The organism is Variovorax sp. J2P1-31, assembly GCF_030317215.1.
In the GTDB taxonomy this organism is placed as follows: domain Bacteria; phylum Pseudomonadota; class Gammaproteobacteria; order Burkholderiales; family Burkholderiaceae_C; genus Variovorax.
In genome coordinates, this window is sequence record NZ_JASZYA010000002.1 from 1,434,368 (window position 1) to 1,458,176 (window position 23,809).

Below are 23,809 nucleotides of genomic sequence, written 5' to 3' on the forward strand. Positions count from 1 at the left end.
GTCGCCAGGAGGTCGATGCGATGAAGACACTGCCTTTCGATGCCGCCAACGTGCTCGGCGCCGGCCTGATGGGCCGGCTGATGGCGCTCGCGCTGGCGCGTGCCGGTTGCCGGGTTGCACTGTTCGATGCGGGCGGCCCGGAGGCCGATGGCGCCGCTGCACGCGTGGCCGCGGCGATGCTCGCGCCGCTGGCCGAATCGGCCGTCGCGCCACTGTCGGTGGTGCGCATGGGGCGCTACGCGCTGGACCGCTGGCCCGCGCTGCTGGCCTCGCTGGCCACGCCGGTCTTCTTCCAGCGCGAAGGCACGCTGGTGCTGTGGCATCGTCAGGACGCGGCCGAAGCGGCGCGCCTGGCACGGGTGCTCGAACGCACCGGCACCGAGGTGCCCGAGCTGCCGGCGATGCAGCGCGTGGACGCGGCCGGCATCGCGGCGCTCGAACCCGCGCTGGGCACGCGCTTCGCGCAGGGCCTGTTCCTGCCGGAGGAAGGCCAGCTCGACAACCGCGCGCTGCTGCTCGCGCTGCGGACCGAACTCGAAGCCTTGCCCAACGTGCAGCTGCACTGGCACGCAGCCCGCGCGCCCGCCGACTTCACGCCGGGCGCGCACGAGCGCGTGATCGACTGCCGCGGCCTCGGCGCGCTGCCGCAATGGCCCGCGCTGCGCGGCGTGCGCGGCGAGGTGATCCGCGTTCATGCGCCCGAGGTGGGCCTGACGCGGCCGACCCGGCTGGTGCACCCGCGCTATCCGCTGTACATCGCGCCCAAGCCCGGCGGCGTGTTCGTGATCGGTGCGACCGAGATCGAATCGAACGACATGTCGCCGGCCAGCGTGCGTTCCACGCTCGAACTGCTGAGCGCGGCCTATGCGGTGCACAGCGGCTTCGGCGAGGCGCGCATCCTCGAGATCGCGACCCAGTGCCGCCCGACGCTGCTCGACAACCTGCCCGCGCTGCGCCAGCCGGCGTCGCGCGTGCTACAGATCAACGGCCTCTACCGCCACGGTTTCATGCTCGCCCCGGCGATACTCGACATGGCGATGGAATGGCTGGCCGACGGCCGCTCCGCGCTGGCGGAACGCCTTGGCCTCACGACGACGGAGACCCTCGCATGAACGTGCTGATCAACGACATTCCGCACACGCTGCCCGCACCCGCCACGGTGGCCGATGCGCTGGCGGCCCTGAAGGCCGTGCCGCCCTTCGCGGTGGCGGTCAACCGCGCCTTCGTGCCGCGCTCGACCTATGACCAACATCCCCTCCAGGACGAGGACCGCATCGAGGTCATCCGCCCTGTCACCGGAGGCTGACGCCATGAACCCCGCCCCATCCGACGATCCGCTGGTCCTGTACGGCCAGACCTTCCACAGCCGCCTGCTGCTGGGCACGGCACGCTATCCCTCGCCCGACGTGCTCGCGGCCGCGGTCGAGCGCGCGCGGCCCGCGATGCTCACCGCCTCGCTGCGACGGCAGACCGCGGCCCAGGCCCCCGGCGCCACCGACGACCACGGCTTCTGGGCGCTGTTGCGGCGGCTCGGCGTGCCGGTGCTGCCCAACACCGCCGGCTGCCACGGCGTGCAGGAGGTCATCGCCACCGCGCAGATGGCGCGCGAGCTGTTCGACACGCCGTGGATCAAGCTCGAACTGATCGGCGACGACTACACGCTGCAGCCCGACACGCTGAACCTGGTCGAAGCGGCCTCCTACCTGATCCGCGACGGCTTCCAGGTGCTGCCCTACTGCACCGAAGACCTGGTGCTGTGCCAGCGCCTGGTCGACGTCGGCTGCCAGGCCGTGATGCCCTGGGCCGCGCCCATCGGCACCGGCCGCGGCCCGGTCAACCCCTACGCTTTGCAACTGCTGCGCGAGCGGCTCGACGTGCCCATGCTGGTCGATGCCGGCCTGGGCCTGCCCTCGCACGCCTGCCAGGTGATGGAGTGGGGCTACGACGGCGTGCTGCTCAACACCGCGGTGGCGCTCGCGCAGGACCCGGTCGCGATGGCCGGCGCCTTCGCCGACGCCGTGCAGGCCGGCCGTGCCGCCCGCCGCGCCGGCGCCATGGCCGCGCAGGATGCGGCCCAACCCAGCACGCCGGTTCTCGGCACCCCCTTCTGGCATCACGAGGCCCAATGAACACATGACGCACGACGACACCCCTGCCCCCGCCACCGTCGCGACTTGCAGCGAACGCCTCGGCACCCTGGCGGCAACGGCCCCGGTCGACATCCCGGCCGCAGCGGATGTCTACGGCACCGCGAAACAGAACTGCCTCCAGCTCGGCTTCATCGAGGTCGATGCCGACTGCCTGGCCCGCGCCTGGCAGGCCCAGACCGCGCGCACGGGTCGTTTCGATGCGCAGGCCTGGCCCGATGCGCCCGAAGACTTCGGCATGTCGCCCCTGCCGCCCGCCCGACGCCTCAATGCCTTCGCGGCCTGCCCCGAGCGGCTGGGCCTCTACGCGGTGCTGCCCGACGCCGCCTGGGTCGGCCGCATGGCGCGTGCGGGCGTGCCCACGGTGCAACTGCGCTTCAAGTCCGACGACGCGGCGGCCATCGCAGCCGAGACGCGGGCTGCGGTCGAAGCCGTGCGCGGCACCGGCGCACTGCTGTTCATCAACGACCACTGGCAGGCCGCGATCGACGCCGGCGCCTATGGCGTGCACCTGGGCCAGGAAGACCTGGATGCGCTCGCACCCGCAGACCTGCAACGCATCCGCAGCGCGGGCCTGCGCTTGGGCGTGAGCACGCACGGCTATGCCGAGATGGTGCGCGCCGATGCGGTGAGCCCCAGCTACATCGCGATGGGCGCGGTGTTCCCGACCACGCTCAAGAAGATGGCCACCGCCCCGCAGGGCCTGGCGCGCCTGGGCGCCTATGCGCGCCTGCTGCGCGGCCAGTCGCTGGTGGCCATCGGCGGCATCGATGCCGAACGGCTGCCCGCGGTACTGGACACCGGCGTGGGCTCGGTCGCGATGGTGCGCGCGCTGATCGCCGCCGACGACCCCGAAGCCACGGCCGCGGAACTCACCGCCGCGGTGGCCGCCGCCGTTCACTGACCTCTCCTTCTTCTTTTTTCCAGACTGCTCCTGCTTCCATGTCCGTCGCTCGCCCTCCTGCCTTCTCTCCCCTAGCCCTGGCCGTTGCCGCCGCCCTGTTCTCGATGGCCAGCGCCGCCCAGGCGCAGCCACAGGAGGCCACGCTGGCCCCCGTGACCGTCGACGCGCGCAGCGCCGCGCCGCAGGCCGACATCGCCGGCTTCGGCGACCTGCCGTTGAAGGAGGTGCCGCTGTCGGCCACCATCGTCGACAGCCGGCAACTGCAGGCCAGCGGCGCACGCCGGCTGGCCGACCTCACGCAGTTCGACGCCTCGGTCACCGACGCCTACAACTCGGCCGGCTACTGGGACTACCTCACGGTGCGCGGCTTCGTGCTGGACAACCGCTTCAACTACCGACGCGAAGGCCTGCCGATCAGCGCCGAGACCGCGATCGCGCTCGACAACAAGGAGCGCGTCGAGATCCTGCGCGGCACCAGCGGCATCCAGGCCGGCACCAGCGCGCCGGGCGGCCTGGTCAACTACGTGGTGAAGCGGCCCACCGAGAACGACCTGCGCGAAGTGCGCGCCGAAGTCTCGGGCCGCGGCAGCGTGCTGGGCGCGGTCGACCTGGGCGGGCGCTTCGGTGCCGAGCGCCAGTTCGGCTACCGGCTCAACGTCGCGGCCGAAGACCTGAAGCCGCGCACCTTCGCACTCGACGGCCAGCGCCACCTGGCCTCGCTGGCGGCCGACTGGCGCATCACGCGCGATTCGGTGATCGAGGCCGAGATCGAATACAGCAAGAAGACGCAGCCCAGCCAGAACGGCTTCAGCCTGCTGGGCAGCACGCTGCCCGCGCCGATGGACCCGCGCATCAACATCAACAACCAGCCCTGGTCGCAGCCCTCGGTGTTCGAAGGGCTCACCGGCACGCTGCGCTTCACGCAGGCCATCAATGCCGACTGGCGCTGGAGCGCGCAGATCGGCCAGCAGCGCCTGAAGAGCGACGACCGCCTGGCCTATGCCTTCGGCTGCAGCGCCGAAGGCAACTACGACCGCTACTGTTCAGACGGCAGCTTCGACCTCTACGACTTCCGCAGCGAGAACGAGCGCCGCACGCAGACCGCGGGCAGCCTCAACCTCAAGGGCCAGGCCATGACCGGCAGCGTACGGCACGACCTGTCGATCGGCCTGCTGGCGAGCCGCGTGCGCAACCGCTTCCAGGACCAGACCAACACCTTCCTGGGCACACCCGGCAACATCTGGGGCACGGCCGTGGTGCCGCTCGAGCCCGCGGTCTACGACCCGAACACCAACCGCGACGAGCGCTCGACCGAACTCTCGCTGCAGGACGCGATCCGCTGGAACACGCAGCTCACGACCTGGGTCGGCCTGCGCCACACCCGGCTCGACCGCGACAGCGTGCGCACCGACGGCTCGCGCCCCACCGGCTACAAGGACGGCATCACCACGCCATGGCTCGCCATCAGCTATGCGCTGCAACCGGGCCTGATGGCCTATGCGAGCTGGGGCGAAGGCGTGGAGTCGCAGATCGTGCCCAACAAGGCCTCGCAGTACGCCAATGCGGGCGAAGCGCTGCCGGCGCTGGTCTCGCGCCAATGGGAGATCGGCTTCAAGGGCGGCCAGGAGAACTTCAACTGGCAGGCCGCGTGGTTCGACATCTCGCGCCCCATGACCAACATCGACGCCTGCAGCAATGCCGGCGCCGACTGCATCGGCCGCAACGACGGCAAGGCCGTGCACCGCGGCCTCGAGCTCAGCGCCGAAGGCCGCACCGGCCCGTGGCGGCTGGGCGGCAGCCTCACCTTGATCGACGCCAAGCGCGAGGGCAGCGAGTTCTCGCCCGCCATCAACGGCCAGCGCCCGACCAACGTGCCCCGGCAGGTGCTGCGTGCGCAGGCCGCCTACCGCATCGCGGCCGTGCCGGGGCTCGAGGTGCAGGGCCTGCTCTCGCACGAGGGCCGGCGCAACGTGCTGCCCGACGGATCGATCACGCTGCCCGCGTGGACGCGCGTCGATGCCGCACTGCGCTACGACACGCGCATGGCCGGCGTGGCCACGCGCTGGACGCTGGGCATCGAGAACGTCGCCGACAAGCGCTACTGGAAGGAATCGCCCTACCAGTACGGCCACGTCTACCTGTTCCCGGGCGCGCCGCGTACCCTGCGGCTGGGCGTGAACGTCACGCTGTAAGACGCGGCGCGAATGCGTTTCAAGACAGCCCCAAAAAACACGCTATAATCTAAGGCTTGTTCCTCGATAGCTCAGTCGGTAGAGCGCCGGACTGTTAATCCGTAGGTCCCTGGTTCGAGCCCAGGTCGAGGAGCCATGAAAAAGCCGCAAGGCCACTGGATGCCCCACTGCTCTCAAGGCAGTGGGGCATTTTCATTGCTGCCGATGCATCGACGATGAAAATCAGATGCGCGCACGAGGAAATCGGCGATTTCATTGCATATAATTTGAGGCTTGTTCCTCGATAGCTCAGTCGGTAGAGCGCCGGACTGTTAATCCGTAGGTCCCTGGTTCGAGCCCAGGTCGAGGAGCCACTACAAGCCGCAAGGCCTCTGGAGAGCCCGCTGTCAGAAATGGCAGCGGGCTTTTTTTTCGTCGGGCCTTCGGGTCTCGTCCGGCTGCCTGCAATCAGGGCTTCAGGCCGCGCCGCAACTGCCGGGGCGCGGCGCCAAACCAGCGCCGGCAGGCGCGCGTGAGAACCGATTGGTCCGCGAAGCCCAGCAGGTTCGAGATCTCGCCCAGGCTCAGGCCGGGCTGGTCGAGCAACTGGCGCACCCAGGCCCGTTTTTCGGCGTCGCGCAAATCTTCGAAGACCACGCCCTCGGCGCACAGGCGGCGCTGCAGCGTGCGCGGGTGCTGATCGAGCACCCGCGCCACGGCGCCCAGGTCGGCGATGCCCACGCGCATCAGGTTGCCCAGCACGCCACGCACCTGGTCGGCCATCGACGCCTCCCGCCCCGACGGCAGCCCGAGCAGGAAGCGTTCGACGAACTGCTGCAGCAGCCGGTTGTGCAGCGGCAACGGCCGGCGCCAGGCCAAGGGGTCCATGGCAATGCCGTCGAACGCAGCCCGAAAGTGCGGCACTTGCCCCATGTGGCGCCGGTACTGCGCGCTGCTGCCCAGGGGCGCATGCCGCAGGTGGATCGCGACCGGGTGCAACGCGCCTTCGGACAGCAGGTCGACCAGCCGGCACAGGTAGGACACGCAGATCTCCGTGACCTGCGGCATTTCGGCCAGCGGCTGCAGCCGGTGGATCACGCCCAGGCATTCCAGCCCTTCGCCGGGGCTCATGAAATTGCGGAAGGTGAGTGCGGGGTTGTGGAAGTGGATGTACTTGTCCACCTGCATCATCCCTTCGCGCACGGTGGGTGCGGACTGGATCGCCAGGCTGAGCAGGCCCAGGGTTTCCACGCTCTGCAGCGCACACAGGCGCAGGCCGAAGTCGGGCGCGGCCAGCGCGCGCGGGGCGTCCTCGATGGCCTGCGCCACGCAACGGTACGGCAGGTAGCGGTCGAGGTCCTTCAGATCGTCCAGCGCGAGGCCACAGGCCCGCAGCAGGACCGCGGGATCGCCCCCCAGCGAGCGCACCAGTTCATCGAAATGGGCGAGCGCAGCGGCGCGCACGAGGCTCGCGGAGGAATCGACTGGCATGGCTGGAGGGCTTCCGGTGTGTCGCGTCAGATCAAGATTCTGTCGCGCAAACACAAGCGGCGCCTGAGGGCAAAACCTAGCATGACCCTGCCACCCACAACAGGAGACAACCTCATGGCACAGCATGTCGACTTTCTCATCATCGGCGCCGGCGTGTCCGGCATCGGCGCGGCCTGCCACCTGCGCCGGCATTTTCCGGACGGCACCTTCGCCATCCTCGAAGCCATGGACGGCATCGGCGGCACCTGGTGGACGCATCGCTACCCCGGCGCGCGCTCGGACAGCGATCTGTTCACCTACGGCTACAGCTTCAAGCCCTGGCGCGGGAAGTCGATCGCGACCGCGGATGAAATCCGCCACTACCTGGACGAGGTGATCGAGGACAACGCGCTCGCGCCGCACATCCGCTTCCAGCACCAGGTCGCGTCCGCCGACTGGTCGTCGCAGGACAAGCGCTGGACGGTGAAGGTCACCCGCGTCGACACGGGCGAGACGCTCACCTACACCGCCGGCTTCCTCTGGATGTGCGCGGGCTACTACGACCATGGCAAGGGCTACACGCCCGAGTGGGAGGGCATGCAGGACTTCCAGGGCCGGATCGTGCATCCGCAGCACTGGCCGAAGGACCTGGACTACGCCGACAAGCAGGTGGTCGTCATCGGCTCGGGTGCCACGGCGGCCACGCTGATCCCGAACATGGCGAACGAGACCGCGCACGTGACCATGCTGCAGCGCTCGCCCACCTTCTTCGCGTGCGAGCCCTGGGCGCATCCGCTGGAAGAGCAGCTGCGGCCGCTCGACCTGCCCGACGACTGGTTCCACGAGATCATGCGCCGCGCCTTCATCGCCAAGACCGATGAAGTGGTTCGGCTGGCGCGCGAGCAAAGCGACGACCTGCGCGAGGTCCTCCTGCAGGAAACCCGCACCCGCCTGCCCGAGGGCTACGACGTGGACACGCATTTCAACCCCCGCTACAGGCCGTGGCAGCAGCGCATCGCAGTGATCCCCGATGGCGACCTGTTCGCCGCCATCCGCAGCGGCAAGGCATCGGTGGTGACCGACACCATCGAGCGCTTCGACGCCACCGGCATTCGCCTGCGCAGCGGGCGGCACCTGGAGGCCGACATCGTCGTGACCGCCACCGGCTTCAACATGCAGTTCCTGGGCGGCGTGCCGTTCCGCCTGGACGGCAAGCCCGTGGACTTCACGCAGCACATGACCTGGCGCGGCATGATGGTGCAAGGCATTCCCAACATGGCCCACACCATCGGCTACTTCCGCTACAGCTGGACCTTGCGTGCCGACCTGGTCAGCGACCTGGTGTGCCGGGTGCTCGCGCACATGCGCGCGACGGGCCACGACGTGGTCGTTCCCACGCTGGGCGACGCGGACGCCGACATGCCGCGCGAGCCCTGGACCGACCCCACCACCGTGAGTGCCGGCTACATGCTGCGCGCGCAGGACAAGCTGCCGCGCCAGGGCGACCGCTCGCCCTGGCAGGCGCCCTGGAAGCAGATGCACGAGTACGGCGACGAGCGCACCGCCCTGCCCGCCCTGCAGCCCGCCACCGAGGCCACCCTGAGCTACCACTGAACCCACCACAAAAGGAGACTTCGACCATGCCACTCGATCCCCACATCGCCGGCGTCCTGCAGATGATGGCCGCATCCGGCGCCAAGCCCATCCACGAAAGCACGCCCGAAGAAAGCCGCGCCGGCTATCTGGCGCTGACCGCGGGCTCGCTCACGCCCGAACAGCGCGTGCCCGTGGCCAGCACGCAAGACACCACCGTGCCCGGTGCAGCGGGCGCCCTCCCCGCACGCATCTACCGCCCGCAGGCCGCGGGCCCACTGCCCACCGTGGCGTACTTCCACGGAGGCGGCTACGTGATCGGCGACCTGTCCACGCACGACAACATGTGCCGGGAGATCTGCCGGGGGGCGCAGGCCGTGGTGGTGTCGGTGGACTACCGGCTCGCGCCCGAACACCCCTTTCCAGCCGGCATCGAGGACGCCGTGGCGGCCACGAAATGGATCGTGGCGCATGCGCGCGAGCTGGGCGGCAACGACACCGTGGCGGTGGCCGGCGACAGCGCGGGCGGCAACTTCGCCGCCGTGGTGACGCAGCAGCTGCGCGACGCAGGCCTGCCGCTGGCGGCGCAGCTCCTGATCTACCCGGCCGTGGACCATGCGGCGGCGGCGTATCCCAGCATCGAGCAAAACGCCAAGGGCTACTTCCTGGAACTGGACACGATGGCCTGGTTCATCGACCACTACCTGGGTGGCTACACCGAAACGATGGACCCGCGCCTGGCACCGCTGCAGGCCCGAAGCCTCGCGAACCTGCCGCCCGCCGTGGTCCTGACGGCCGAGTTCGACCCGCTGCGCGACCAGGGGGCGGCCTATGCCGAGGCGCTGCGCGCCGCGGGCGGGCAGGCCGAGCTCATCGAAGGGCCCGGCATGATCCACGGCTTCTTCGACATGGGCCGCTGGTCACCGGCCGCGCAGGCGCTCATCACGCAGAGCATCGAGCGCTTCGGCAGGCTGCTGAGACGATAGCCTCGCATCGCGCTCGGCGTCGACCCGATGAAGCCAAAGCGCCATGAGTTCGGCGAGTTCGGCCGGCGCTTCAAGCGGGACGAAATGGCCCGCGTGCTTCACCTGATGCCACTCGGCACACGGCAATGCACGCGCCATCTCTTCCTGCCTGTCGGGCGGGTTGATGCCGTCTTCGTCGCCGCCCACCACCAGGGTGGGCCCGACGATGTCGCGCAACCTCGGTCGGCTGTCGGAGCGATTCGACGCGATGTCCGATTGCGCCAGGTACGCATCGAGTCCCGTGTCCACGGCCATCCGGCACACGAGATCCTGCAACGCGCGGTCCTGCGCATGCGCCGAGCCGAAGTAGCGGCACAGCAGCTCGTCCCGCACATGCGACTCGATGCCGTTCGAGCGGGCCCGGTGCACGGCAGCCCGGCGAGAGGCGGCATTTTCCGGCGGATCCGGGCGTGCATTGCTCGCCACCAGCGCCAGGCCCAGCACCCGGTCCGGGGCCTGCGCAGCCATCTCCAGGGCGACGATGCCTCCCAGCGAGAAGCCCGCGATCGCGCAGCGGTCCGGCATGCACTCGAGCAATGCCGAGGCCATCGCGGCCGCACTCCGGCGGCCTTCCAGCGCGGCCGTCCGAATGTCGCGCCGGCCTTCACCCGTTGCCGATGCCCATGCGTCCCGCACGGGCGCCCAGACCCGTTCGTCGCACAGCGTTCCGGGCAGCAGCAGCAACGGCGTCATGCCCTGGCCCCCATGGGTCAGGCCGCGACACCGACGTCCAGCGCCGACAGCGGAAGCAGCCTGCGCTGGACGATGCATCCGTTCGGATCGACCGTGAAACCGCGGGCGTCCGCCGCATCGACCACCTCCTGCGCCCACACGAGCCGTTTGCGGTGATCGCCCGCGGTCGTCACCGTCAGTTCGCAGGCCTGCTCGCCCACCGATCGCAGTTCGCGCCAGACGTGTGCAGGCACCGAGTAGACCTCGCGCTCCGCCAGCCGGACGACGACCTGGTCCGGCCCGCGGTTGATCAGCAGCTCGAGGCTGCCGCGCATCACGCAAAGCACCTGCTTGTCGCGCGAGAGGAAGGCACCGGTCGAACCGGCAGCGCCGAGGCGCAGCCAATCGATGGAGAACCCATGCGCCCCGGTGATCGGGGCCACGTGGCCTCGGCGTTCGGACATGCCGTAGCCCAGGGCCGGCGCCAGTGCGCATTCGCCGCTGGAAAGCACGGCACCGACCAGTGCACGGTCGGACCACTCGCGCGCATCGGCGCGGACCATGAACGCCTGCATCTGCCGGGCCGTGTAGTCCGGCAGCGCCGACAGGTCTTCCGCGTCGAGCGGCTGCGTCAGCTCATCGGGCGCAGGACGCGGCGCACCGCCTGAGACGTCGACCAGCATGTTGTCGCGCGTCAGGTGGAGCCCATGCTCGGCCGCCGCCGCCAGCACCTCGGGATGCCAGATGATGCCGCCGGTGTTGTCCCCGCCCAGCGCCGTCACGATCCAGCCATCGTCGCTGCCCACATTGGAGAAGCCGCGAAAGATCCAGGTCGGCATGCTGAGGACATCGCCGGGGCCGCCGAGCACCTCGCCCTGGCTTTCGCCGTGGCCCCAGCGGAATTTCCAGGTGCCCTGCTGGACCATGAACACCTCCGCCGTGAAATGCATGTGCAGGTTGTTGGTCACGCCAGGCGGCATCGCCGCGACGCCGATGCTGAAGCCGTGCGGCTCGACGAGGTTCACCACCTGGTCCTCGGACTGCGTCACGCCCGCACCGATGAGCGAGTAGTTCTCCTTCTTGTCGGAGCCCGGCAGCTTGCAATCGATGAAGGCCAGCTTGCAGGCGACCATGTCGGAGCGATGGATGGCGCGCGCGTATGCCGCCTCGGGTGTCAAGGTTTCGGTGTGCATGGGGAGCTTCCTTTCGGATGGGTTTTCAAAAGACACGCTTGTTTGGGTGCGAGTTATGCATTCGAATGCATTCTGCATAGCTTGCAAGGTATTCACAATGGCCTCTTGGCCTTCCACCCCGCGCCGGAGGGCTTTTTTTCTGGGTAAAGTTCACTGCCTTGACCGATCCTTCCTCCCTCCCCCGCCACAACCGCGCCACGTCCTACGACGTGGCGGCCGCCGCTGGCGTCGCCCAGTCCACCGTGTCGCGCTGCTTCCAGCTCGGCAGCAACATCTCGGAGAAGACCAGGGCGCACGTGCAGGCGGTCGCGGCCCGTCTGGGCTACACGCCCAACCTGCTGGCGCAGTCGCTGATCACCGGCCAATCGCATGCGGTGGGCCTGGTCATCACGCGCTACACGCTGCATGGATCGCCGGGCCTGCTGTATGCCCTGGGCGACGCACTGAGCAAGGCACGCAAGCGGCTCGTGCTGCTGGCGGTGGACGACGACGAGGCCGTGGCCAGCGCGATCGGGGACATCCAGGGCTATCCCCTGGACGGACTCATCAGCTGTGCGACGCTCGAAGACAGCTTCGTGACGCAATTCCAAGCGCATGGCGTGCCGGTGCTGTTCTTCAATCGCCTGCCGGGCCGGGTGAAGGCCGACAGCATTTCCACCAACCACGCCAAGGGCGCAGGCGAGCTGGCCGAGGCGCTGCTGGCGGCGGGCCATCGGCGCTTCCTGTGCGTGGGGGGCCCGGCACAGGCACCGGTGAACGTCGCGCGCATGGAGGGATTCCTCGCTGCGCTGCGCAAGGCGAATGTCGAACCGATCGATGTCCTGCACACGGATTTTTCCTATCAAGGCGGCCATGACGCGTTCCTCGAGGCCGCCGCCTCGGGCGTGCGACCGGACTGCGTCTTCTGCGCCAACGACGCCATGGCCATGGGCGTGATGGACGCCTGCCGCTTCTCGCTCGACTGGCGCATTCCGGACGACCTCGTGGTCGCCGGCTTCGACGACGTGCCCGAGGCGGCCCGCTCCAGCTATCGGCTGACGACGGTGCGGCAACCCATCCAGCGCATGGCCGAACAGGCCGTGAGGCTCCTCGAGGCACGCATCAAGCAGCCCGCGGCCGCCGTTCAGACCATCCTCGTGGACGGGACCGTCGTCGCGCGCGCGTCGGCGCCCCTTGCGCCGATCAGTCCAGCTGAAGCCGCTTCTGCGTCTGGCCGTCGAAGAAATGGCAGTGCTGCGGGTCCAGCCTGAGGCCGATCGCATCGCCGATGCCGTGACGCAGATGCCGGTCTCCGCGCACGCAGATGCGTGAAGTCCCGACGTCGATGGTCACCAGCACGGCGTCGCCCGTGAGTTCGAACATGTAGACCTGACCGCGAAGGTCGGCTTCATCGGGCGGCACGATGACCAGGTCCTCCGGCCGAATGCCCAGCACCAGGTCTACGCCTTCCGCTGCGGGTACGGGGACCGCACCGACGGACTGCCCGGCGACGCGAAGGCGCCCGTCCTGCACGACGGCGGGCATCAGGTTCATGGGCGGCGAGCCCACGAAGCCGGCGACGAAAAGATTGGCCGGCCGGCCATAGACCTCCGCGGGCGTGCCGACCTGCTGGATCACGCCCCCCTTCATGACCACGATCCGGTCGGCCAGCGTCATCGCCTCGATCTGGTCGTGCGTCACATAGATGGTGGTGATGCGCAGTTCCGCCTGCAGGCGCCGGATCTCGGCGCGCATCGATACGCGCAGCTTGGCGTCCAGATTGGACAGCGGCTCGTCCATCAGGAAGACCTGCGGCCGGCGCACGATCGCCCGGGCCAGGGCCACGCGCTGGCGCTGGCCGCCGGAGAGATCGCGAGGTCGCCGTTCCAGCAGATGCTCGAGCTCGACCTTTCGCGCGACCTCCAGCACCTGGGTCTTGCGTTCGCTGCGGCTGTGGCCGCGAATCCGCAGCGGATAGCCGATGTTGTCGCCCACCGTCAGGTGCGGGTAGAGGCCATAGTTCTGGAAGACCATCGCCACGTCGCGATCCTTGGGCAAGGCATCCGTCACGTCTCGGTCGCCGATCCAGATCTCGCCGCCGGAGGGCTCCTCGAGCCCCGCCACCATGCGCATGGTGGTCGTCTTGCCACAGCCCGAGGGGCCGAGGAAGACCATGAATTCGCCGTCGGCGATCTCCAGGGACTGCCGGGCCACGCCCACGACATCGCCCCAGCGCTTCTCTACATTGTTCAGTCTTACTGCTGCCATAGGGCCTCCCGGATCAACGAACCGCGCCGGACACCAGTCCGGCGACAAAATAGCGCTGCACATAGCGCGAAATGACCAGCATGGGGGCAATGATGAACAGCCCCATGGTGGCCATGATTTCCCAGGCATCGCCCTGTTCCGACCGAGCACTCATCAAGGCCACCGGCAGGGTGACCGCATGGTCTCTGGTCAGCACCAGCGCATAGAAGAATTCGTTCCACGACACGACGAACGAGAAGATCGCCGCCGTGGCGATGCCCGGCACCGCGACCGGCACCACGACCGACCACAACGCCATCAGGCGCGAAGCACCGTCGATCTGCGCGGCCTCCTCCATGTCGACCGGCAGCCCGTCGAAGAAGCCCTTGATCATCCAGGTCGCATAGGGCACCACGAACGACAGGTTCGCGATGACCAACGCCAGGCGGGTGTCGAGCATCCCGAGATTCCGGAACACCACGAAGAGCGGGATCACGATGATCACCGGCGGCAGGAACTGGGTCGCGAGCAGCACCAGCGGCGCGGCCGACCCACCCGGAAAGCGGAAACGGGAGAAGGCATAGGCTGCGGCCGTCGAGACGGGAATCGCGATGGCCAGCGTGCCGGCAGTCACCAGGATGCTGTTCAGCAGCCGCGAACCCAGCAGGTAGGGAACGCCGAAGGACGCGAACAGATTGGAGAGCGTCGGCTTGAACCACAGCGCGAGGCCGGCTGCTTCGGAAGGCGGCTTGAAGGCCGTCGCCATGATCCAGAGCACCGGCAGCACCCACAGCACCGTGATGAAGACGATGGCGGCGTTGCGCAGGCTGCGGCCGTTGCGACGGCGTCGGCGGCCGTCGATCTTCAGAGACGAAAGACCAGGGTTCACATACGCGGTCATTTGGAACTCCCCATCACGAAGCGCGAATAGAGCATGGCCAGCCCCATCATCACGACGGCCAGCAACCAGGCCATGGCCGATGCGTAGCCGATGTCGTAGAAGCGGAAGGCGGTGGTGTAGACCATGTGCGGCAAGGTGTCCGTCGCCACGCCGGGACCGCCTGCGGTCATGGTGACCACCTGGTCCAGCATCTTGAGCGAGAAGATGGTCTTCAGCAGGATCGCGATCGTCAGCACCGGCCACAACTGCGGCAGCATGATCTCGAAGAAGATCCGGACCTTTCCCGCACCGTCGACCTGCGCGGCATCCACCGTATCGCGCGGCAAAGCAGCGAGCGCGCCGATGAAGGTCAGCATGAAGTACGGTGCCCAATGCCAGACATCGACGGCAATGAGCGCCGCCATGGCCAGGACCGGATCGGACAGGATGGGCACGGGGCTCAGGCCAGGCAGGAACCGTCGGACCACGGCATCGACGACGCCGAATTCCGGGTTCAGCATGAAGCGCCACGAGATGCCGATCAAGGCCGGCGACATCGCGAAGGGAATCACGAGCAAGGTGCGCGCGTTGACCTGCAGCCGGCCGTTGTCGGCGAGCAGCAGCGCCATCGCCATCGCGACGACGATCGTCAGGGTCACGGAGGGCAGCGTGAACAGCAGGGTCACCTTGGCGCTGCCGAGGAAGTCCGGGTCGCGCAGCAAGGCCGCGTAGTTCGCCAGACCGGCAAAGCCTTCAGGCGCCGGCGAGCGCCCCAGATTCCAGTCCTGGGTCGAGTAGATGAGCGACTGCAGCAGTGGATAGAAGAGCGTGGCTGCACACACCAGCAGGGCCGGCGCCAGCAACGCGTATTTCAGATAACGATCTTTCACGGGCAGCGCCTCATCCTCGGCGGCCGCCGGCGCGCTGGGTGATCCGCTCGACCTGGCGGGCGGCATCGTCCAGCGTTGCCTTCACCGGCTTGCCGTTCGAGACCATCTCGGAAATGGCCGTCTCCAGCACCGACGCGACCTGGGGCCACACCACGAGCTTGGGCAGACCCCGGGCGCCGTCGAGGCTCTTCAACGCGACCGCGGGCAGGCCGAAGTTGGCCTGGTTCACCTTCTCGTCGGCGAGCGTGGCGATGTGGGTCGCCACGATGTCCGCGGTGGCCGGGTCGCTCTTGTCCGTCACGATCGCGCGCTCGAGCTCGGGGTTGGTCACCCACTTCATGAATTCCCAGGCGGCGTCCTTCTGGCGCGACTGCCTGCTGATGCCGAAGGGCATGATGACCGCCACCGTGGGCGACTTGCCATCCTCGAAGCGCACCATGGGCGCGAAGCCCACCTGCTCCGCCTTCAGCTTGGAGCGCGCGCCGGTCAGCACCGAATAGGTCCACCACCAGACCATCATCGAGGCCGAGGCACCCTGCGCCATCGAGTTGACCATGTCGTACTCGTTGAACTGGGTCGATCCCGGATTGGCGACCTTGTGCTTGATCAGCACGTCGACATAGGTCTGGGTGGCGAGCACGCCCGCGGCATCGTTGAATCGCGGCTTGCCGCCGGCATCCAGCAGATCCGAGCCATGGCCCCAAAGGCAGTTGAACCAGAGCCAGAGGTTCTGGAATCCGCTGCCCTTGACGTAGTCCATCGCGACACCAGGCACGCCGGTCTTTTCCTGGACGAGCTTCGAGCTTGCGATCATTTCCTGCCAGGTGCGTGGCACGGTCGCACCGGCCTGCGCATAGAGGTCCTTGCGATAGAAGAACAGCTGCGGATGCGCGCGCACGGGCAAGCCGTAATTCCTTCCTTCATAAACCGACGCCGCGCTGAAGACCTTCGGATAGCGCGCCAGGTCCAGCGCATCGGCCTTGACGACGGCGTCGATCGGCTCGAAGTAGCCGGACAACGCAGCCAGCCAGCTGTCCTGGTAGGCGATGACGTCGTAGGCGCCATTGCCCGCGACGGCCTCGGTCGTGATCTTGTCCAGCAACTGTCCGTAGGGAACATAGCTGTAGACCACCTTGATGCCGCTGAGCTTCTCGAACTCGGCGAGACGCTTTTCCTGTGCGCGGAACTGCGAAGCCGGAGGCAGCAGCACGTTGATTGTCTTGCCCGCATGAGGCTTGTTCGCCTTCAACGCGTACGGGAGGGTGGTTTGCGCGAACGCCGGCAATGCCGATGCGCCGGCCACGGCGGCAGCGCCTGCTGCCTCGATGAAGTGCCTTCTTTTCAAGTTTGTCCCCTTGTCGGATGTGTGAAGTTGAGCGGCTGGAACGGTTTCGCAGCGACGGAATCGGCAGTGGACCCGTCTGGTGCATTCGGATGCACTGTGTGGTGCTTGCATACGTATGCAAACCCCGGACAAACCCTATCCGGCGGCGCACTGCAGCCGCGCCCGCCCAGGCTTGCATTACTTTCCGTCGCGCCTTGAATTCGCCGCGCTTGTCGAGGGTTTTTCCTCGTTTGCATTCGAATGCAAGACCAACACAGTGCATTCGAATGCGTTGACCCGGTCAGCGCAGACCTGCCGGGCACGGAGAACGCTGTGCACCGGCCCCTCCGTTTCACCTTTCAAGAAACCTGCAATGAAAAAATCCCTAGTTGCGCTCGCCACCCTGGCTGCCGCCGGTGTGGCCTCGGCCCAGTCGTCCGTCACGCTGTTCGGCATCCTCGACGCCTCGGTCAGCCACTACGCGACGAAGAGCGTTTTCCAGCCGACGAACCCCTCGCAAGCGGCACCGCTCGTGCCCCCCGCGGGCCTCAAGCAGAGCCAGACCGTGCTGGCCAACTCGGGCTACAACACCAGCCGCCTGGGCTTCCGTGGCACGGAGGATCTCGGTGGCGGCATGGCGGCAGGCTTCTGGCTCGAAGCGGGCCTGAACAACGACGACGGCCGCGGCAGCAGCTCGGCGGGCGACCTACAGTTCAACCGCCGCTCGACGGTCAGCCTGTCGGGCGATTTCGGCGAACTGCGCCTGGGCCGCGACCTGACGCCCACCTACTGGAACGACTGGACCTTCGATCCGCACGGCAACAACGGCGTCGGCACGACCCTGCTGTTCCGGGTGAACGCAAAAATCATGTCGACCTACGGGCCGGGTTCGGCCAGCGCCGCATCCGACACCTACGTTCGCGCCGGCAACTCGATCGGCTATTTCCTGCCGCGCAACCTGGGCGGCTTCTACGGCCAGGCGATGTACGCGCTCCCCGAGACCATCAAGTCCAGCGACACGAACGGCAGCCCGTCGAAGAAGGGTCGCTACATCGGCGCCCGCTTCGGCTACGCCAACGGCCCGCTGGACATCGCCGCGGCCTATTCGCAAAGCATCGCCGCCGACAGCGCGACGCCGGCGACCGGCACCGTCACCGCCACGCAGGACCGCAAGATCAACATCTTCAACCTCGGCGCCTCGTACGACTTCGGTCCCTTCAAGCTGATCGGTGAATTCGGCCAGACGCAGGACAGGAACGAACTGGGCGCGACGAGCACGGTCGCCGGCCTGCCGACCTTCCGCACGACGCAGCAGACCGACAAGTACAACGGCTACCTGCTGGGCGTGACCGCGCCCATCGGTGTCGGGCTGGTCCGCGCTTCCTATTCGTCGGTGAAGTACAAGAACGGCGCGGCGCCGGCCACCAGCGCGAACAACGGCGATGCCCGGGCCGATCAATGGGCGCTCAGCTACGTGCACAACCTCTCCAAGCGCACGGCGCTGTACGCCGGGCTGTCGCACATCAACCTGAAGAACGCCGCCAACAACCCGCTGATCATGGGTGTCGCGACCGGCGGGTCGCCGGCCTACCTGAACAGCGGCGGCTATGCGCCGAAGAGCGCTTCGGGCTACGACTTCGGCGTCCGCCACGCCTTCTAGTTCGTTGCCGGCGCAAGCCGCTTCGAGTCGAGCGCCCCAAGGGCCATCCGACCGCCGTCGAATGGCCCTTGGGGTGGAAGCGCTCAATGCGGCAAGGCCACCTTCCAGGACCGCGCGTAGGCCAGCGCCGCATCGGCAAACAGCCGCGTCATCGGGTTGGAAAAATCCTTGCGGCAGGCCATCCACATCTCGATGCGCGGCGCGGCGGGACCCGAGAGACGCCGGAACACCACGCCGTTCACCGGCTGGCTGGCGGTCGATGCGGGCACCAGCGCGATGCCGATGCCGGCACTCACCAGCGCCATCATCGCGTGGTGCTGCACCACGTCGTGCAGCCGCGCGGGCACCACGTCGTTCTGCGTCAGCCAGGTCATCATGAGGTCGTGCGCGTAGCGGCCGGTGCGGCGCTCGTAGGTGGCGAGCATCTCGCCGTGCAGGTGCTTCACGTGCACCCTGGCGCGCGTCGCCAGCGGGTGCGCCGCCGGCACGGCCAGCACCTGCGGCTCGGTCAGCAGGCAGCGCGCATCGAGGCGCGAGTCGACCACCGGCGGGCGCAGGAAGCCGATGTCGATCTCGTTGCGCAGCAGCGCGGCCATCTGCGCATCGGAACTGGTTTCCTTCAGCGAATAGAGGATGCCCGGCACCTGGGCGCTGAAGCGCCGCAGCAGCGCGGGCACCAGCTCGAGCGTGGCCACGGGCGTGAAGCCGATCGCGATGTGGCCGACGTCCTCCCCGCGCCCGGCGCGCGTGACCATCTGCCGCGCGCGGTGCTCGGACTCGAACAGCTTCTCGACCTCGGTGCGCAGCACCTGCCCGGCCGCGGTGAGGCGCACGCTGCGCTTGGTGCGTTCGAACAGCTGCGTCTGCAGTTGCGCCTCGAGCTGCTTGATCTGCAGGCTCAGCGGCGGCTGCGTCATGTGGAGCCGGCGCGCCGCCTGCGTGAAGCTGAGCTCCTCCGCGAGCACGAGGAAGGACTGGAGCACGCGCAGGTCGAGGTGGGGTGTCATACAGAAACTGTCTCAATCACATTCAATTTGAGTATTGGCAATATAACTGCCGACTCCAGAGAATCGGCGCCAGCACCGGCAGCCCGCAGCTTCGCGGCATCCAAGCCGGAACGAGACACGCATGGCCTTCTCCCACTTCCATTCTCTGGACGACTTCGAATCCGCGGCGCGGCGCCGTTTGCCGCGCGCGGTCTTCGGCTTCGTCGCCGGCGGCGCCGAAGCCGAGCATTCGCTGCGCGAGAACCGCGCCGCCTTCACCCGCGTGGGCTTCGTGCCGCGCGGCCTGCGCGACGTGAGCCGGCGCAGCGCAGACGTCGCGCTGTGGGGCCGCAGCCATCCGCTGCCGGTCGGCATCGCGCCCATGGGCATCGCCGGCATGTGCCGCCACGAGGCCGACCTGGCGCTGGCGCAGGCCGCCCACGCGGCCGGGCTGCCCTTCATCCTCAGCGGCTCGTCCAACGTGCCGCTGGAGCGCATCCAGCAACTGGCGCCCGGCACCTGGTACCAGGCCTACTTTCCGGGCGACACCGCACGCATGGAGCGCATCCTGCAGCGGCTGCAGGCCGCGCGCACCGAGGTGCTGGTCGTGACCATCGACACCTGCGTCGCGGGCAACCGCGAGAACAATGCGCGCCGCGGCTTCACCGTGCCCTTCGCGCTGAATCCCTCGCTGATGCTCGACGGCCTGCTGCATCCGCGTTGGCTGCTCGGCGTGTTCGCGCGCACGCTGCGCCGCGGCGGCGTGCCGCGCTGGTGCAACCTCTACGAGGAAATCGGCTGCCGCATCACCGAGGAGCCGGCGCACGGCTTTCGCACCGGGCGCGATCTGCTGAGCTGGGAGCACATCGCCTGGCTGCGCGCGCGCTGGCCAGGCCGGCTGCTGCTCAAGGGCGTGATGCATCCGGCCGACGCGGCCGAGGCCGTGCGGCTGCAGCTCGACGGCCTGATCGTCTCCAACCATGGCGGCCGCCAGCTCGACGGCAGCCTGTCGACGCTGCAGGCACTGCCGGAGATCGTGGCCGCGGTGCCCGAGGGTTTCCCGGTGATGGTGGACGGCGGCTTCCGCCGTGGCGCCGACGTGCTCAAGGCCGTGGCCTTCGGCGCCCGCATGGTCTTCGTCGGCCGGCCGCTGATGTATGCGGCAGCCGTGGGCGGCCAGGCCGGCGTGCGCCATGCCATCGGGCTGCTGCAGGGCGAGATCGACCGCAACCTCGCGCTGCTGGGCTGCGCCCGGCTCGACGAGCTCACACGCGACCGCCTGCGCGCCATCCCCGGCATCTGAGCGCGGCGCACCTTCTTCCTTCATTGCTCCGAGGAGACCCATGACCATCGAATACTTCGACGACGCGGCCGCCGCCGTGGTCGCACCCGATGCACCCATCGAACGCATCGCCGGCGGCTTCGTCTTCACCGAAGGCGCGCTGTGGCACAGCCGCGACCACTACCTGCTGTTCAGCGACATCGACGAGAGCCGCATGCACCGCTGGGACGCGCAGTCCGGCACGCGCGTGTTCCGCGAGCCCAGCCGCATGACCAACGGCAACACCTGGGACGCCCAGGGCCGGCTGCTGAGCTGCGAGCATGCCAGCAGCCGCGTGGTGCGCACCGAGGCCGACGGCACGCTGACCGTGCTGGCCAGCCATTTCGAGGGGCGCGAGCTCAACAGCCCGAACGACATCGTGGCGCGACGCGACGGCAGCATCTACTTCTCGGACCCGATCTTCGGCCGGCGCCTGCCGCACGGCACGGCGCGCGAGCCGGCGCTCGACCACAGCAGCGTCTACCGCATCGATGCGCAGGGCACGCTGCAGCGCCTCGCCGTCGATCTGGAGCAGCCCAACGGCCTGTGCTTCAGCCTCGACGAGGGCCTGCTCTACGTCAACGACAGTCCGCGCAAGCGCATCCACGTGCACCGCATGAAGGCCGACGGCACGGTCGAGGCCGGTCGGCTGTTCGCCGAGGTGCCGGGCGACGAGCCCGGCGTGCCCGACGGCATGAAGGTCGACCTGGAAGGCCGCATCTACTGCTGCGGGCCCGGCGGCATCCACGTGTTCACGCCCGACGGCCGGCGCATCGCGCGCATCCGATTCCCCGAGAAGGCCTGCAACTTCGCCTTCGGCGACGCGGACCACCGCACGCTCTATGTCACGGCCTGCACCTCGCTCTACCGCATCCGCCTGCGCACGCCGGGTCGGCCGCAGTGGCTGGGCCGATGAGCGGTCGAGATTCCCCCGACAACCACCAGAAGACCGGAGACATCCATGAAGATCCTGAAGACAACGCTGCTGGCCCTGGGGCTGGCGCTCGGCAGCGGCCTGGCCATGGCACAGGCCTACCCCTCCAAGCCGATCCGCATCATCGTGCCCTTCTCCGCCGGCGGCATGGCCGACGCGCTGCCGCGCGCGGTCGCGGCCGAGCTGTCGAAGAAGTACGGCCAGCCGGTGGTGATCGAGAACAAGCCCGGGGCCGCGAGCATGCTCGGTGCCGAGTACGTCGCGAAGTCCGCGCCCGACGGCTACACGCTGCTGCTCGCCACCTCGAGCACGCTGTCGGTGGTGCCGCACCTCTACAAGAGCATGCGCTACGACAGTCGGCGCGACCTCGCGTCGGTGACCATGCTCGCGACCTCGCCCAGCATCCTGATGGTGACCAACGACCTGCCGGTGAAAGACCTGCCGGGCTTCGTCGCCTACCTCAAGGAGCGGCCGGCGCAGCTGTCCTTCGCATCGGCCGGCGTGGGCGGCGTGATCCACCTGCACAGCGAACTGTTCCAGAGCCAGACCGGCACGAAGATGATCCATGTGCCCTACCAAGGCTCGAACCTCGCGCTGGGCGACCTGCAGACCGGCCGCGTGCAGATGATGATCGACATCATCGGCTCCAACTACGGCACGGTGAAGGGCGGCAAGCTCAAGGTGCTGGCCGCGATGTCGGACAAGCGGCTGCCGCTGCTGCCCGAAGTGCCCTCGGTCGCCGAACTGGGCCTGCCGGGCCTGGCGGGCGACATCTGGTTCGCCATCTCGGCGCCGGCGAAGACGCCGCCCGAGATCGTGGCCCAGCTGCAGCGCGACATCGCGGCCATCGCGCGTTCGCCGGCCATGCTGGAGAAGTTCGCGCCGCTGGGCGTCGAGATGGTCGGCGGCACGCCGGCCGAGATGGACGCGATCATCCAGCGCGACGGCGCCCGCTGGAGCCGCGTGATCCGCGAGGCCGACGTGCGGGTCGAATGACGATGCCCATGCACACTCCCCCCCTGCCCACAGGTATCGGCCGCGTGATCGACGCGCCCGAACAGATGGCGCCCTTCGTGCGCGACTGGTCCGGCCACCGGGTCGGTGCGGCACGTTGCGTCGTGCAGCCGGGCCACACCGACGAAGTCGCCACGCTGCTGCGCTGGTGCAGCGAACATCGCGTGCCCGTGGTCGCGCAGGGCGGCAACACCGGCCTGGCCGGGGGCGCCACGCCCGATGCCTCGGGCCATGCGATCGTGCTCTCGCTGGCCCGCATGAACCGGCTGCGCGAGGTCGACCTGGCCAACAACACGATGACGGTCGATGCCGGCATGGTGCTGCAGCAGGTGCAGGAAGCCGCCCGGGAGGCGGGTCGATTCTTCCCCTTGTCCCTGGGTGCCCAGGGCAGCTGCACCATCGGCGGCAACCTCTCGACCAATGCCGGCGGCACCGGCGTGCTGCGCTATGGCAATGCGCGCGAACTCTGCCTGGGGCTGGAGGTGGTCACGCCCGCGGGCGAGGTGCTGCATGGCCTGCGCGGCCTGCGAAAGGACAACACCGGCTACGACCTGCGCGACCTCTACATCGGGGCGGAAGGCACGCTGGGCGTGATCACCGGCGCGACGCTCAAGCTCTTTCCCGAGCCGGCGGCACGGGTGACCGCGATGGCCGCGGTGTCGTCCGCGGCGCAGGCCATCCACCTGCTGTCCCTCGGCCAGCAGCTGCTGGGTGCCGAACTCACGGCCTTCGAACTGATGTCGGCCTACTGCGTCGAGCTGGTCGGCCGGCGCTTTCCGGACACCCCCCGGATCTTCGCCGAGACCCACCCCTGGTACGTGCTGCTGGAATCGTCCGACCTCCAAAGCGAAGCCCACGCCGTCGAACGCTTCGAGGCGCTGATGACGACGGCCTTCGAACAGGGCGTGATCGTCGACGCGGCCATCGCGCAGTCGCAGGCCCAGTCGCTGCAGTTCTGGCAGCTGCGCGAGCGCATCGCGCATGCGCAGCCGCGCAACATCAAGCACGACATCTCCTTGCCCATCTCGCGCATCGCCGAGTTCCTCGGCACCATGGAGGCGGTGCTGGTGCAGGCCTACCCGGGCATCCGCATCGTCGCGCTCGGGCACATGGGCGACGGCAACCTGCACTACAACGTGGAACCGTCCCAGCCACTGGCCCAGGCGGATTTCGAGGCCCTCGAGCAACGGGTGCACCGGTCGGTGTTCGACGTGGTCGAGGCCATGGCCGGCTCGATGTCGGCGGAGCACGGCATCGGCTCGGCCAAGACCGGGGACCTGCGCCGCTACAAGCAACCGCTGGCGCTCGCCCTCATGCGGTCCATCAAGACCGCGCTCGACCCCCTGGGGATCATGAACCCGGGCAAGGTCCTGCCGGAGGGCTGAAGCGCCCATTGCGG

At 68.5% G+C, this 23,809-nt stretch carries 21 protein-coding genes and 2 tRNA genes; 15 read left to right on the forward strand and 8 right to left on the reverse strand.

The window, feature by feature from the left end:
- Nucleotides 1-20 precede the first annotated feature (20 nt).
- From QTI20_RS17810 to QTI20_RS17840, 7 genes are all read left to right on the forward strand, one after another.
- Complete coding sequence (locus tag QTI20_RS17810; RefSeq protein WP_286552764.1) at nucleotides 21-1,112, forward strand: FAD-dependent oxidoreductase; 1,092 nt, start codon at nucleotides 21-23, stop codon at nucleotides 1,110-1,112.
- Nucleotides 1,109-1,306 carry a sulfur carrier protein ThiS gene (thiS, locus tag QTI20_RS17815; RefSeq protein ID WP_286552766.1) on the forward strand — a complete coding sequence of 66 codons (198 nt, stop codon included), beginning with the start codon at nucleotides 1,109-1,111 and terminating at the stop codon, nucleotides 1,304-1,306. Before QTI20_RS17810 ends, thiS begins: the two co-directional genes overlap by 4 nt.
- A 4-nt stretch (nucleotides 1,307-1,310) precedes the next feature.
- A complete protein-coding gene (locus tag QTI20_RS17820) occupies nucleotides 1,311-2,129 on the forward strand; it encodes a thiazole synthase (protein WP_286552767.1) in 819 nt (272 codons plus the stop codon).
- 4 nt (nucleotides 2,130-2,133) lie between these two features.
- Nucleotides 2,134-3,051 (forward strand): thiamine phosphate synthase, encoded by a 918-nt coding sequence (locus QTI20_RS17825; protein ID WP_286552768.1) that lies wholly within the window; start codon nucleotides 2,134-2,136, stop codon nucleotides 3,049-3,051.
- 38 nt (nucleotides 3,052-3,089) lie between these two features.
- Nucleotides 3,090-5,243 (forward strand): TonB-dependent siderophore receptor, encoded by a 2,154-nt coding sequence (locus QTI20_RS17830; RefSeq protein WP_286552769.1) that lies wholly within the window; start codon nucleotides 3,090-3,092, stop codon nucleotides 5,241-5,243.
- 60 nt (nucleotides 5,244-5,303) lie between these two features.
- Nucleotides 5,304-5,379, forward strand: a tRNA-Asn gene (locus tag QTI20_RS17835).
- A gap of 141 nt (nucleotides 5,380-5,520) precedes the next feature.
- Nucleotides 5,521-5,596, forward strand: a tRNA-Asn gene (locus tag QTI20_RS17840).
- A 94-nt stretch (nucleotides 5,597-5,690) separates the two neighbouring features.
- Here the strand turns inward: QTI20_RS17840 and QTI20_RS17845 are convergent.
- On the reverse strand, nucleotides 5,691-6,713 hold the full coding sequence (locus QTI20_RS17845; RefSeq protein ID WP_286552770.1) for an AraC family transcriptional regulator: 1,023 nt from the start codon (nucleotides 6,711-6,713) through the stop codon (nucleotides 5,691-5,693).
- A 114-nt stretch (nucleotides 6,714-6,827) separates the two neighbouring features.
- Here QTI20_RS17845 and QTI20_RS17850 point away from each other — a divergent pair, with 114 nt between their 5' ends.
- Entirely contained in the window at nucleotides 6,828-8,306 is a 1,479-nt protein-coding gene (locus QTI20_RS17850; protein WP_286552772.1) for a flavin-containing monooxygenase, read from the forward strand.
- A 26-nt stretch (nucleotides 8,307-8,332) separates the two neighbouring features.
- Nucleotides 8,333-9,271 (forward strand): LipP1 family hormone-sensitive lipase, encoded by a 939-nt coding sequence (lipP1, locus tag QTI20_RS17855; RefSeq protein ID WP_286552773.1) that lies wholly within the window; start codon nucleotides 8,333-8,335, stop codon nucleotides 9,269-9,271.
- Here lipP1 and QTI20_RS17860 read toward each other — a convergent pair.
- Nucleotides 9,206-10,003 (reverse strand): alpha/beta fold hydrolase, encoded by a 798-nt coding sequence (locus QTI20_RS17860; protein WP_286552774.1) that lies wholly within the window; start codon nucleotides 10,001-10,003, stop codon nucleotides 9,206-9,208. The genes lipP1 and QTI20_RS17860 overlap by 66 nt on opposite strands.
- Nucleotides 10,004-10,020: 17 nt before the next feature.
- A complete protein-coding gene (locus tag QTI20_RS17865) occupies nucleotides 10,021-11,175 on the reverse strand; it encodes a cupin domain-containing protein (protein WP_286552775.1) in 1,155 nt (384 codons plus the stop codon).
- Between the two features lie 158 nt (nucleotides 11,176-11,333).
- On the opposite strand from QTI20_RS17865, the gene QTI20_RS17870 reads away from it, so the two are divergent.
- The gene (locus tag QTI20_RS17870; RefSeq protein ID WP_286552776.1) at nucleotides 11,334-12,425 is read left to right on the forward strand and encodes a LacI family DNA-binding transcriptional regulator; all 1,092 of its coding nucleotides are present in this window, start codon (nucleotides 11,334-11,336) and stop codon (nucleotides 12,423-12,425) included.
- Here the strand turns inward: QTI20_RS17870 and QTI20_RS17875 are convergent.
- The 4 genes from QTI20_RS17875 to QTI20_RS17890 are packed head-to-tail and all read right to left on the reverse strand — an operon-like array spanning nucleotide 12,358 to nucleotide 16,381.
- The gene (locus tag QTI20_RS17875; protein WP_286552777.1) at nucleotides 12,358-13,422 is read right to left on the reverse strand and encodes an ABC transporter ATP-binding protein; all 1,065 of its coding nucleotides are present in this window, start codon (nucleotides 13,420-13,422) and stop codon (nucleotides 12,358-12,360) included. The two genes, QTI20_RS17870 and QTI20_RS17875, sit on opposite strands and share 68 nt — an antisense overlap.
- 13 nt (nucleotides 13,423-13,435) lie before the next feature.
- On the reverse strand, nucleotides 13,436-14,302 hold the full coding sequence (locus QTI20_RS17880; protein WP_286552778.1) for a carbohydrate ABC transporter permease: 867 nt from the start codon (nucleotides 14,300-14,302) through the stop codon (nucleotides 13,436-13,438).
- On the reverse strand, nucleotides 14,299-15,171 hold the full coding sequence (locus tag QTI20_RS17885; protein ID WP_286552780.1) for a carbohydrate ABC transporter permease: 873 nt from the start codon (nucleotides 15,169-15,171) through the stop codon (nucleotides 14,299-14,301). Before QTI20_RS17885 ends, QTI20_RS17880 begins: the two co-directional genes overlap by 4 nt.
- A gap of 10 nt (nucleotides 15,172-15,181) precedes the next feature.
- Nucleotides 15,182-16,381, reverse strand: coding sequence for an ABC transporter substrate-binding protein (locus tag QTI20_RS17890; RefSeq protein ID WP_286552783.1), 1,200 nt, complete (start codon nucleotides 16,379-16,381; stop codon nucleotides 15,182-15,184).
- A gap of 487 nt (nucleotides 16,382-16,868) precedes the next feature.
- Here QTI20_RS17890 and QTI20_RS17895 point away from each other — a divergent pair, with 487 nt between their 5' ends.
- The gene (locus QTI20_RS17895; protein WP_286552784.1) at nucleotides 16,869-18,155 is read left to right on the forward strand and encodes a porin; all 1,287 of its coding nucleotides are present in this window, start codon (nucleotides 16,869-16,871) and stop codon (nucleotides 18,153-18,155) included.
- Between the two features lie 83 nt (nucleotides 18,156-18,238).
- On the opposite strand, the gene QTI20_RS17900 is transcribed toward QTI20_RS17895, so the two are convergent.
- Nucleotides 18,239-19,162 carry a LysR substrate-binding domain-containing protein gene (locus QTI20_RS17900; protein ID WP_286552785.1) on the reverse strand — a complete coding sequence of 308 codons (924 nt, stop codon included), beginning with the start codon at nucleotides 19,160-19,162 and terminating at the stop codon, nucleotides 18,239-18,241.
- A 121-nt stretch (nucleotides 19,163-19,283) separates the two neighbouring features.
- On the opposite strand from QTI20_RS17900, the gene QTI20_RS17905 reads away from it, so the two are divergent.
- The 4 genes from QTI20_RS17905 to QTI20_RS17920 are packed head-to-tail and all read left to right on the forward strand — an operon-like array spanning nucleotide 19,284 to nucleotide 23,795.
- A complete protein-coding gene (locus tag QTI20_RS17905) occupies nucleotides 19,284-20,444 on the forward strand; it encodes an alpha-hydroxy acid oxidase (RefSeq protein WP_286552786.1) in 1,161 nt (386 codons plus the stop codon).
- A 40-nt stretch (nucleotides 20,445-20,484) separates the two neighbouring features.
- A complete protein-coding gene (locus QTI20_RS17910; protein WP_286552787.1) occupies nucleotides 20,485-21,378 on the forward strand; it encodes an SMP-30/gluconolactonase/LRE family protein in 894 nt (297 codons plus the stop codon).
- Nucleotides 21,379-21,423: 45 nt separating this feature from the next.
- Nucleotides 21,424-22,392 (forward strand): Bug family tripartite tricarboxylate transporter substrate binding protein, encoded by a 969-nt coding sequence (locus QTI20_RS17915; protein WP_286552788.1) that lies wholly within the window; start codon nucleotides 21,424-21,426, stop codon nucleotides 22,390-22,392.
- 8 nt (nucleotides 22,393-22,400) lie between these two features.
- On the forward strand, nucleotides 22,401-23,795 hold the full coding sequence (locus QTI20_RS17920; protein ID WP_286552789.1) for an FAD-binding oxidoreductase: 1,395 nt from the start codon (nucleotides 22,401-22,403) through the stop codon (nucleotides 23,793-23,795).
- Nucleotides 23,796-23,809 lie beyond the last annotated feature (14 nt).